The sequence below is a fragment of the Rhizobium sp. SEMIA 4085 genome (assembly GCF_013004495.1).
In the GTDB taxonomy this organism is placed as follows: domain Bacteria; phylum Pseudomonadota; class Alphaproteobacteria; order Rhizobiales; family Rhizobiaceae; genus Rhizobium; species Rhizobium gallicum.
The window spans coordinates 1-10,476 of record NZ_JABEPH010000215.1 but is presented as its reverse complement, the minus strand read 5'-3'; the positions used below and the strand labels follow the sequence as shown (position 1 = coordinate 10,476).

The 10,476-nt window shown below is 59.3% G+C and carries 14 protein-coding genes; 11 read left to right on the top strand and 3 right to left on the bottom strand.

The features are described from left to right. From C9413_RS20285 to C9413_RS20265, 5 genes are all read left to right on the top strand, one after another. A partial coding sequence (locus tag C9413_RS20285; RefSeq protein WP_170250823.1) for a cupin domain-containing protein occupies window positions 1-435 on the top strand: 435 nt, incomplete at its 5' end. Between the two features lie 22 nt (window positions 436-457). Next, on the top strand, window positions 458-979 hold the full coding sequence (locus tag C9413_RS20280) for a GNAT family N-acetyltransferase (protein ID WP_039843600.1): 522 nt from the start codon (window positions 458-460) through the stop codon (window positions 977-979). 62 nt (window positions 980-1,041) lie between these two features. Then, window positions 1,042-2,067, top strand: coding sequence for a histone deacetylase family protein (locus C9413_RS20275; protein ID WP_039843601.1), 1,026 nt, complete (start codon window positions 1,042-1,044; stop codon window positions 2,065-2,067). A 10-nt stretch (window positions 2,068-2,077) separates the two neighbouring features. Further along, complete coding sequence (gene recX, locus C9413_RS20270; RefSeq protein WP_039843602.1) at window positions 2,078-2,632, top strand: recombination regulator RecX; 555 nt, start codon at window positions 2,078-2,080, stop codon at window positions 2,630-2,632. 98 nt (window positions 2,633-2,730) lie between these two features. Next, window positions 2,731-3,642 (top strand): EamA family transporter, encoded by a 912-nt coding sequence (locus C9413_RS20265; protein ID WP_039843603.1) that lies wholly within the window; start codon window positions 2,731-2,733, stop codon window positions 3,640-3,642. Here the strand turns inward: C9413_RS20265 and C9413_RS20260 are convergent. After that, window positions 3,639-4,106, bottom strand: coding sequence for a truncated hemoglobin (locus tag C9413_RS20260; RefSeq protein WP_039843604.1), 468 nt, complete (start codon window positions 4,104-4,106; stop codon window positions 3,639-3,641). The two genes, C9413_RS20265 and C9413_RS20260, sit on opposite strands and share 4 nt — an antisense overlap. Window positions 4,107-4,275: 169 nt before the next feature. Here C9413_RS20260 and mbfA point away from each other — a divergent pair, with 169 nt between their 5' ends. Then, window positions 4,276-5,259 (top strand): iron exporter MbfA, encoded by a 984-nt coding sequence (mbfA, locus tag C9413_RS20255; protein ID WP_170250822.1) that lies wholly within the window; start codon window positions 4,276-4,278, stop codon window positions 5,257-5,259. A gap of 155 nt (window positions 5,260-5,414) precedes the next feature. On the opposite strand, the gene C9413_RS20250 is transcribed toward mbfA, so the two are convergent. Next, entirely contained in the window at window positions 5,415-6,014 is a 600-nt protein-coding gene (locus C9413_RS20250; RefSeq protein ID WP_039843606.1) for a transglutaminase-like cysteine peptidase, read from the bottom strand. Window positions 6,015-6,199: 185 nt separating this feature from the next. Continuing rightward, complete coding sequence (locus C9413_RS20245; protein WP_170250821.1) at window positions 6,200-7,000, bottom strand: alpha/beta hydrolase; 801 nt, start codon at window positions 6,998-7,000, stop codon at window positions 6,200-6,202. A 171-nt stretch (window positions 7,001-7,171) separates the two neighbouring features. Between C9413_RS20245 and infC the strand changes: the two genes are divergently transcribed. The 5 genes from infC to ytpR all read left to right on the top strand — a co-directional run. After that, complete coding sequence (infC, locus tag C9413_RS20240) at window positions 7,172-7,708, top strand: translation initiation factor IF-3 (protein WP_074063010.1); 537 nt, start codon at window positions 7,172-7,174, stop codon at window positions 7,706-7,708. Window positions 7,709-8,007: 299 nt separating this feature from the next. Then, the gene (gene rpmI, locus C9413_RS20235) at window positions 8,008-8,211 is read left to right on the top strand and encodes a 50S ribosomal protein L35 (RefSeq protein WP_004108077.1); all 204 of its coding nucleotides are present in this window, start codon (window positions 8,008-8,010) and stop codon (window positions 8,209-8,211) included. 39 nt (window positions 8,212-8,250) lie between these two features. Next, window positions 8,251-8,655, top strand: coding sequence for a 50S ribosomal protein L20 (gene rplT / locus C9413_RS20230; RefSeq protein WP_039843608.1), 405 nt, complete (start codon window positions 8,251-8,253; stop codon window positions 8,653-8,655). A gap of 152 nt (window positions 8,656-8,807) precedes the next feature. Beyond that, window positions 8,808-9,890: a phenylalanine--tRNA ligase subunit alpha gene (gene pheS, locus C9413_RS20225; protein WP_039843609.1), complete on the top strand. Its 1,083-nt coding sequence runs from the start codon at window positions 8,808-8,810 to the stop codon at window positions 9,888-9,890. 15 nt (window positions 9,891-9,905) lie between these two features. Beyond that, the coding region (gene ytpR, locus C9413_RS20220; RefSeq protein ID WP_348648789.1) for a YtpR family tRNA-binding protein at window positions 9,906-10,476 on the top strand (571 nt) is incomplete at its 3' end.

Below are 10,476 nucleotides of genomic sequence, written 5' to 3'. Positions count from 1 at the left end.
GAGGCGAGCCCGACGGCCGCGCTGCTTGCAAGGGTCTGTGCTGCGCACGGGCTTTCGCTTTCAGCCTTCTTTGCCGATGAACGACAGGCCTCGCCACTTGCAAGACGCCATGAGCAGCAGGTCTGGCGCGATCCGGAAACCGGTTATCTGCGCCGCTCCGTCTCGCCACCCGCAACGTCGTCCGAGGTCGATATCGTCGACGTCGAGTTCCCTGCGGGCGCCTGCGTCAGCTTTCCGCCGCATACGGCAAGCCACGGCATGACACAGCACGTCTGGGTGTTCGAAGGCGAGATGGAGATGACCACTGGCGCAACGGTGCATCATCTTTTGCCCGGCGATTGCCTCTTCATGCCGGTCGGGGAGGGGCATGTCTTCCGCAATCCCACCGGCAAACCCGCCCGTTATTGCGTCGTGCTCAACCGTAGCACCCGCTGATTTGATTTTCAGGAGAGAGATCGTGACCGTCATTCGTATTCTTGATGCACAACAGGCCAATGGGGCTATTCCGGAACTTTGCGAGATACTCGTCGACTGCGTGGAGGGCGGCGCTTCAGTCGGCTTTATGCAGCCTTACACGGCGGCCGACGCCGAGCCCTATTGGAGGAGCGTCGCAGAAACGGTCGGGGCGGGCGTCAACCTGCTCGCCGTGGCTGAGATCGACGGAAAGATCGTCGGGACGGTGCAGGTCGGATTTGCCTCGATGCCGAACCAGCCGCACCGTGGCGATTTGAAGAAGCTGCTCGTGCATCGTTCTGCTCGTGGCAAAGGTATGGCACGGCTGCTGATGGAAGCGATCGAACACGAAGCCGCAAAACATGGCAAGCGCCTGCTGGTGCTCGACACAGCAACCGGCAGCGAGGCGGAGGCAATCTATCCGCGACTCGGCTGGGAGCGCGCCGGCGTCATTCCGGATTATGCGATGTGGCCGGAAGGCGGCTATTGCGCAACCACGCTCTTCTACAAGCGCATCGCTCCCTAAACCATTGACAAGGCGTGCATCCGCCGCGCCTTATCCAACAAAACAAATCAGGGGAGAAGCCGGTGCGCGTCATTTATTCCGAAGACCACAAGCTGCGCGATGCGAAGACAGAGCTGCATGGCGGTCTGCTGGTGACGCCGTTCGAAGGACCGTTTCGCGCAGAGTGGATCCTAAAAGCAGTCAAAGAAGCGGGCTTTTCGGATGTTGTTGCGCCGGAACGGCATGGACTGGAAACGGCTCTGAAAGTGCATGACGCCGGCTATCTCGATTTCCTGTCGAAGGCCTGGACTTTGTGGCAGGCGAGCGGGGCCGCGGGCGAAGCGATCCCGACCTCACTGCCGGTGCGCCGCGCAACGCAGCGCGTGCCGAACGATATCGACGGAATGCTCGGCTATTACGCCAATGCCACCGAAACCTCGATCACCGGCGGCACCTACGAGGCCGCCGTTGCCTCGATGCAATGCGCGATCACCGGCGCCGATTGGCTAAATGGCGGAAACCGGTTCGCCTTCTCGCTTTGCCGGCCTCCCGGCCATCATGCGGGCATCGATCTCTTCGGCGGCTATTGCTTCATCAACAACGCCGCCGTCGCGGCCCAACGCCTGCTGGATATCGGCGCAAAGAAGGTTGCGATCCTCGATGTCGATTTCCATCACGGCAACGGCACGCAGGACATCACCTATCGCCGCGGCGACATTTTCTTTGCGTCCCTGCACGGCGAACCCGCCAATGCCTTTCCCTATTTCTGGGGCTATGCCGATGAAACCGGTGAGGGCGACGGCGAAACCTGCAATGCGAACTACCCGCTGCCGCGCGGCACGGCCTGGGCTGCATGGTCGGCAGCGGTTGCGGATTCGCTTGCGCGCATCAAGGCTTTTGGCGCCGAAGCCATCGTCGTCTCGCTCGGCGTCGATACCTTCGAACGCGATCCGATCTCCTTCTTCAAGCTGACTTCCGATGATTTCACACGCATGGGCGCATTGATCGCCAAGGCGGGCCTTCCAGTCCTGACCTGCATGGAGGGCGGCTATGGCGTAACGGAAATCGGTCTCAACGTCGCCAATATGCTGAAAGGGCTGGAGGCCTAGAAAGCCTGCGATGGACGACCAAAATCAGCAATCCGATGTTCCGACGCCGCGAATGCTCTCCTGGGCACGCAACTCGACGATCTATCGCCTCGAGCGCCGGATGATGACGGAAAAACAGCTCTTCGATGCGATCACGCGAAAGGCGAAGCAGAAGTTCGAAGACATCAGTGCGGCGCAGCTGAAGGCGCTGGCCGACTCGGCGGTTAAATTCGCCTACGACCAGAAGGCTCTGGACGACGTCGCCTATGCTGCGGTGAGCACCCGCTCGGCGGTGCGCGGCGGCAAGTCGAAACGGAACATCGCGCAGAAACTCTCCTCGAAAGGGGTGGCAACCGATATCGTCGATACCGCGCTCGAGCGTGCAGACGATCTGTTCGCCGCCGTCGTCTTCGCCCGCAAGCGCGCCTTTGGTCCGTTCCGGCGTGGCGATCTAGATGAGAAGCGAAAGGTGAAGGAGCTTTCAGCTTTCGCCCGGAATGGATTCAGCTTTGAGATCGGCAAAAAAGTGTTTGGCATGAGCCTCAGCGAGGCTGAAGAGGTGCTCGAAACTAGGCTGGCGTTTTAGCGTCTCGGTTCATAAAGCGCGCTTATGTTCGGATCAGAAGTTTGCATTTGCCGCTCTGCGATTGCGTTCGTATCAGTGGAGCAAATCAGGAGCGGAAAATGGATCAGAAGACGGGCGAACCAGCGGCAAACGGCAGTGCCGTTGCGCTAACTGCAGCGACCCCCTCATTTTCCAGCGGTGTTGCGGCCGGTGCACTCATGTGCCTGCTGTCGATGTCGTCCATTCAGTTTGGTGCAGCATTCTCTTCCGGCGCGATCGCAGCCTATGGATCGGCCGGTGCCTCCTGGCTACGGCTTGCCTTCGCGGCAGTCATCCTTGCGATCGCCGTTCGCCCGCCATTACTGCGCTACAGCCGCGAGCAATGGATCGGCGCACTGGTTCTCGGCACGACGACAGCGCTAATGACCATGTCCTTCTTCGCGGCGATCGAGCGAATTCCTTTGGGGCTTGCGGTAGCGATCGATTTTCTTGGTCCGCTTTCGGTCGCGACGTTCGGTTATGGCCTGACGCGGCGCCTGATCTGGCCGGCGATTGCCGCAGCCGGAGTTCTCCTCCTCGCCTATGATGGCGAGCAATGGGTCGGCAATCTGCCCGGCGTGCTCTTTGCCTTCGGCGCCGGCGCGGGCTGGGCATGCTATATCATGCTGACGAAAAAGGTCGGTGCGGCGTTCAAGGGACTGGAAGGCCTCTCCATGTCGCTGATCGTGGCAGCGGTGGTGGCGACGCCCTTCGGCTTTGCCGGGGCCGCGTCGAACCTCGATGGCTACGGTCTCGTCGAGATGGCAGGTCTGGCGATCCTCGTTCCGCTCTTGCCCTATACCCTGGAAATGATTGCGTTACGGCGGATGTCGACGGCCGCGTTCGGCATCCTGATGAGCTTGGAACCGGCAATCGGCGCGCTCGCGGGCTTCCTCATCCTTGCGCAACCCATGACGCTGTTGCAGACGCTCGGGACCGCGCTGGTCGTTGCGGCGAGCGCAAGTGCGACCTTTTCGACGGAAAAAGCTTAGGCGGGCTTGCGCGCCGGATCGTCCAGTGCGGGGTTGTAGAATAGCGATAGCGTCAAACTCTTCGCGATGCGTTCCGCTGTCGCCATGAACCAGGCCTTTGCCGCGGCATTTGGAGCGATATCATCGAGCGTTGCGGCAAAGAGCTCCAGCCATTGCGGAAAGAGAGCCGGCGTCATGTTTGCAACACCGACATGTGCTTGCACCGGCTTCCCGCCGTAGGCGCCGCTGCGGAAGGCGACGGACGACCAGAAGCTCTTCATCTTCGCCATGTGCTCCGGCCAGCGGCCGGCAAGCCGGGCGTCGAAAACCGGGCCGAGTTCGGGATGTGTAAGGACGCGGCCGTAGAATGTCTCGACCAGCCTGTCGATGAAGGCATTGTCGATGCCCATCGCATTCATTTCTGCTTCCGCTCGCTGGCGGATTGCGGCGGCATGCGCCGCCCTGCCTTGCAATTCACTATTCATCTCAGACCCATGGTCGCTTTGTTGCAGCACGCCTCATATAGGCACCCGCCTCTTCCAACTGAAGTCCACAATTCGTCTTGCGGCAATCTGTCGGGATCGTCCGCGCGGTGCTTGACGCCTTGCGGAGCGCTGTTTAGATTTAGAATAATTCTAAAATGGAGCTATTGTTATGCTGCCGCAGTTTTTCAGGTCGTTCAAACGTTCATTCAAATCATTGTCGGAACAGGAAATTCTGGCGCTAGCGATTGCCTCCGAGGAGGACGACGCCCGCATCTATCGTGCCTATGCCGACCAGCTGAAGGCCGCTTATCCCGCCTCGGCGCAGGTCCTGGAGGACATGGCGGAAGTCGAAAATACGCACCGCAAGTCGCTGATCGAGATCCATCGGGAGCGTTTCGGCGAACGCATTCCGTTAATTCGCCGCGAGCATGTGCAGGGCTTTTATGAGCGCAAGCCGGATTGGCTGCGCAAGAACCTGTCGTTGGAAGCAGTGCGACAGGCGGCCGAGACGATGGAGGAGCAGGCTTATCGCTTCTACGTCGAGGCGGCAAAGCAGACTTCGGATGCCTCGACGCGCCAGCTTCTCGGCGATCTCGCGCTCGCCGAACAGGGTCATGAAGACATTGCCAGGATGCTCGGCGACAAACATACGCCGGAGGGCGTAAAAGACGCCGAGGACGATACGGCGCGGCGGCAATTCGTGCTCACCTATGTGCAGCCCGGCCTTGCAGGCTTGATGGATGGTTCGGTCTCGACGCTGGCGCCGATCTTTGCGGCCGCCTTTGCGACGCAGGATACGTGGCAGACCTTCCTCGTCGGCCTCTCGGCCTCGGTAGGCGCGGGTATATCGATGGGCTTCACCGAAGCTGCCCATGACGACGGCAAGATTTCCGGGCGCGGTTCGCCAATCAAGCGTGGTCTCGCCTGCGGCATCATGACAACGCTCGGCGGTCTCGGCCACGCACTGCCCTATCTCATTCCGCAATTCTGGACGGCGACGATCACCGCCGTCGTCATCGTCTTTTTCGAGCTCTGGGCGATCGCGTTCATCCAGAACAGGTATATGGAAACGCCATTTCTGCGCGCCGCCTTCCAGGTCGTGGTCGGCGGGGGCCTTGTGCTAGCTGCCGGGATCCTGATCGGCCATGGGTGAGGCCCGGTCCGGCGCAGCCGAAGCAATCGAGGTCAGTGACACGATTGCAAGTACTGAACGCCTTGAAATCAATCGAAGGGCGCGAGACCGTGCGGCACACAAAGTCTCATGAAGCGGCCGACCGTCGCAGGCCTTGGTGCTGAAGGTTGAATTTCTTACTTCAAAGCGCCGACCAGGACGTCGCGGCCGTTTTCGATCGTCACCCAGCGGCCCGCATTGTAGCTCGACTGGCGCTTGACGAAGGAATAAGCCGTGTCGAACCAGGGCTTCACGCTGGAAGCGAGGTTGTCGAGAATGAAGTCGCCTTCGGTTGTGCGAAGCGTCAGCACGGCATGGCCTTCGCCATCCGGTTTACGCACCACCGTCATCAGAAGGTTTGCCGGCTCAAAGCCGCGCTGGATCAGGATGCGGCGCTTAAGGAGTGCAAAATCTTCACAGTCGCCCGCCGTTCCCGGATAAGCCCAGATTTCGTCCTTGCCGTAGATTTCCTTGTCCGTCATCGGAGTGATGGTGCTGTTGACGGTGGAATTGACCGAGCGGACAAGAGCCCACTTCTCGCCATTCATTTCCGCCGGCCCTGCATTGCGGTCCGCACCGCATTCGATCCGGTGCAACTGGCAGAAATCATAATGGCCGATTGGCTGCGAGGTGGCGCCGCCGGTAACCATCGAGAGGTTTCTTGTGGGGGCCGGTAATGCGGCCGAAGACATCGCAAACATGGCCATCATGACCATCAAGTAACCCTTGATCCGCACGCCCGTTTCCCTGCATCGCCCTTGTATTTGTTAACAAAGAGTTAACGGAGAGGGCGTTGAGGAGTCAATCATTACTTCTCGAAGGGCTGCCCTAACAACCCGACATGGTTAAAATGCCACACAACCGTCGGTTCCAGGCGCGCACGGTCTCGAGCTCTGGTGGAGGCGGCAGGCGCCTGCTTCGACTAACGAATGAGGCCTTTGGCGGCAGATAGTATCCGCTCGATATCCTGCGGCCGTGAAAGCCGATGGTCGCCATCGCGAATGAACGTCAACACGACATTGTCGGCGGGCAGGTGTTCAACCAGCTTCATGGCGTGACTGTAGGGAACGTCCGGATATTTCATGCCCTGCAGGACATGCACCGGGCAGCCTGTGTTGATGATGCCGGTCAAAACCCGGTTTTCGCGGCCGTCTTCCAGGAGTGCACGGGTGTAAATGTTGGGCTCCGGGCTGTAGTCGGACTTTTCTTCGAAATAGCCGCGTTCGGCAAGCGAGGCGCGATCCTTTTTCCTCAGGTGCGGCTCGATGAGGTCCGATGTGAAGTCGGGTGCCGGCGCGATCAGCACCATACCGTCGAGCTTTGGCGCCCCCTCCAACTTTGCAAGTTCCTGCGCCAGCCGCAACGCTATCCATCCGCCCATGGAGGAACCGACGATGATGACGCGCTCGGGTCTTGCATGGAGGAGGACGGCGAGCGCTTCTTCCAGCCAGCGGGAAATCGTTCCATCCTTAAACTCTCCAGCGGAAAGTCCATGCCCCGAATAGTCGAGGCGGATGCAGGCAAGTCCGAGTTCGCCGGCCAGCCGATCGAGCTCTATCGCCTTTGTGCCGCTCATGTCCGACCGATAGCCGGAGAGCCAGACGAAGGTCGGGCCGCGATCCTTCGAGGTGGCTTGACGAATGATGAAAGCGATCTTTCGCTCCGCGTCGCCTTCGCCCACCGTCAGGAACTGCGGCTCGGATATGGCTGTTGCTTCGGACATAAGCACAAACTCCCATTGTTTGTGCCTATAAAACAGATTCTCGATAGGCTGACAGCAGGTGATTTTTCCGCTAAAGCGTGTTATTGACGACATCGCAGCGATAGCGAGACTTCGTTGCGCCCCAATGGAGCGCGAAGCTGCGATCTGAAACAACTCGAGGAGAGTACGACCATTCGCAGACCTTTTAAAACCGACGCGCCCGTGAAGGAAGGGCCGCGTTCGAACCGGGAAATCCGTATTCCTAAGGTTCAGTTGATTGATGCTGAAGGACAGAATTTGGGCGTGGTGCCCACCGATCAGGCCTTGAGAATGGCTGAAGAAGCCGGCCTCGACCTTGTGGAAATTTCTCCCAACGCCGAACCGCCTGTATGCAAGATTCTCGATCTGGGCAAGCTGAAGTACGCCAACCAGAAGAAGGCCTCCGAGGCGCGCAAGAAGCAGAAGATTGTCGAAGTCAAAGAAATCAAAATGCGTCCGAACATCGACACCCATGATTATGAGGTGAAGATGAAGGCTATGGGCCGCTTCTTTGAGGAAGGCGACAAGGTGAAGGTGACGCTGAAGTTCCGTGGCCGCGAAATGGCCCACCAGGAACTCGGCATGAAGCTTCTGCAGCAGGTCAAGGCGGACACACTGGAATTTGCAAAGGTCGAAGCCGAACCGAAGCTTGAAGGCCGCCAGATGATGATGGTGCTCGCGCCGAAGTGAGCGGTCCTCATCAATGCATCAAAGCCGTCCGTAAGGGCGGCTTTTGTGTTTTTCAGCGCGCCTGAAGAATCCTCGTCTGCCCCGTTGCACTTTGGCGGCGCTGCGGGTATAAGCGCGCGTCCGAACTGACCGGCAGGGCATGCCGTGGCAGTTTCGAATGCTTGCGGGACGGTTTCGTCGCCATGCCCGCAGATCAACAACAAACACTCCCGCACCTTGTTGCGACGGCCGGAAGACCGGACATCGCAGAAGGGCTTTTTTGAAGAAGCGCGCAGGGAAGATAGAAACGGAGTAGCAAAATGCCCAAGATGAAGACGAAGTCCTCGGCCAAGAAGCGGTTCAAAATTACCGCGACCGGCAAGGTCAAGGCCGCTGCTGCTGGCAAACGCCATGGCATGATCAAGCGTACCAACAAGTTCATTCGCGACGCACGTGGCACGATGGTTCTCGCAGAACCCGATGGCCGCAAGGTTGTGAAGAACTACCTGCCGAACGGTCTCTAAGACTATTCCGCGAACGCTTTAGATTAAGGAGATCATGAAATGGCACGTGTAAAAAGAGGCGTTACAGCCCATGCCAAGCACAAGAAAGTTCTGAAGGCAGCAAAGGGCTTCTATGGCCGCCGCAAGAACACTATCCGTACCGCCAAGGCTGCCGTCGATCGCGCCAAGCAGTACGCCTACCGCGACCGCAAGGTCAACAAGCGCAATTTCCGCGCGCTTTGGATCCAGCGCATCAACGCTGCCGTCCGCGAATTCGGCCTTACCTACGGCCGCTTCATCGACGGCCTGAACAAGGCTGGCATCGAGGTCGACCGCAAGGTCCTCTCCGACATGGCGATCCATGAGCCGGAAGCATTCGGCGCGCTCGTCACAGCCTCCAAGAAGGCCCTCGAGTACCTCAAGGATGCCGGTACGAAGAATGAGTTTGAAAGCGCGGTTCGTTAACCAGCGCTTCCCAACCTTGACGCTTTTTTGAATTTTGGGAAACCCGCGCTGGTTTGGGCTGGCGCGGGTTTTTCTTTCTCTCTACTGCTTGCCCGGCCGGTTCTAACCAGCCTCCGATTTGCCCGCCTGATCCCGGACGGAAAGAATTGACGATGTCAGATATCGACCAGCTCAAATCATCGCTGCTTGCCGAAATTGTTGCCGCCAACGACGAACCGGCACTCGAAGCCGTGCGCCTTTCGGCCCTCGGGAAAAAGGGCTCCGTTTCCGAGCTCCTGAAGACGCTCGGCGCGATGTCGCCTGAAGAGCGCCAGACCAAGGGCGTTGCAATCAATGTCCTCAAGAATGAGGTCGCAGATGCACTTGCCGCTCGCAAGGCGACGCTCAAGGAAGCGACAGTCAATGCCCGCCTGAAGGCCGAGACGGTCGACATCAGTCTGCCGGTCCGCTCCTCGCCCGCCGAGCGCGGCCGCATTCACCCGATCAGCCAAATCGTCGACGAAATCACCGCGATCTTCGGCGACATGGGCTTCTCGATCGCCGAAGGTCCGGATGTCGAGACCGACTATTACAATTTCACGGCGCTGAATTTCCCCGAAGGCCACCCAGCCCGCGAAATGCACGACACCTTCTTCTTCCAACCGGATGAGAACGGCGAGCGAAAAGTGCTGCGTACGCACACTTCGCCCGTACAGGTGCGCACCATGGAAGCGCAGAAGCCGCCGATCCGCATCATCATCCCTGGCAAGACGTATCGTCAGGATTCGGATGCGACCCATTCGCCGATGTTCCATCAGGTCGAGGGACTGGTGATCGACACGAAGGCGAACGTCGCCAACATGCGCTGGGTGCTCGAAGAGTTCTGCAAGGCCTTCTTCGAGGTCGACAGCGTGACGATGCGTTTCCGCCCGTCGTTCTTCCCGTTCACTGAGCCGTCCTTTGAAGTCGACATCCAATGCGACCGCTCAGGCCCGATCGTCAAATTCGGCGAAGGAACGGATTGGATGGAAATCCTCGGCTGTGGCATGGTCCATCCGAATGTGCTGCGCTATGGCGGGCTCGACCCGGACGAATATCAGGGCTTTGCCTGGGGCATGGGCCTCGACCGCATCGCTATGCTGAAATACGGCATGCCCGACCTGCGCGACTTCTTCAACGCCGATGTCCGCTGGATGACCCACTATGGCTTCCGCCCGCTCGACATGCCGACGCTGTTCGGCGGCTTGAGCGTGTAAGGGAGGATTGAGATCATGAAATTCACGCTCTCCTGGTTGAAGGATCATCTGGAAACGGATGCCACCCTGAATGAAATCTGCACCCGCCTGACGATGATCGGGCTGGAGGTCGAAGATGTCGATGACAAGGCGGCCTTCAGGCCTTTCATCATCGCCAGGGTTCTCTCCGCTGAGAAACATCCACAGGCCGACCGCCTGAAAGTTCTCTCGGTCGATACCGGCAAGGGTGCGCCGATCCAGGTCGTTTGCGGGGCGCCGAACGCGCGGGCCGGCCTCGTCGGCGCATTTGCCGCGTCGGGCACCTATGTTCCCGGCATCGATGTGACGCTTTCCGTCGGCAATATCCGCGGCGTCGAAAGCCATGGCATGATGTGCTCCGAAAAGGAACTCATGATTTCTGACAATCATGAGGGCATCATCGATTTGCCTGAAGACGCGCCAATTGGGACCAGCTATGCGGCTTATGCCCATCTCGACGATCCTGGCATCGAGATCAACCTCACCCCGAACCGGCCGGCATGCACGAGCATTTACGGCATTGCACGCGACATGGCCTCTTCGGGGCGTGGCCCGCAGGAGCCGCCGC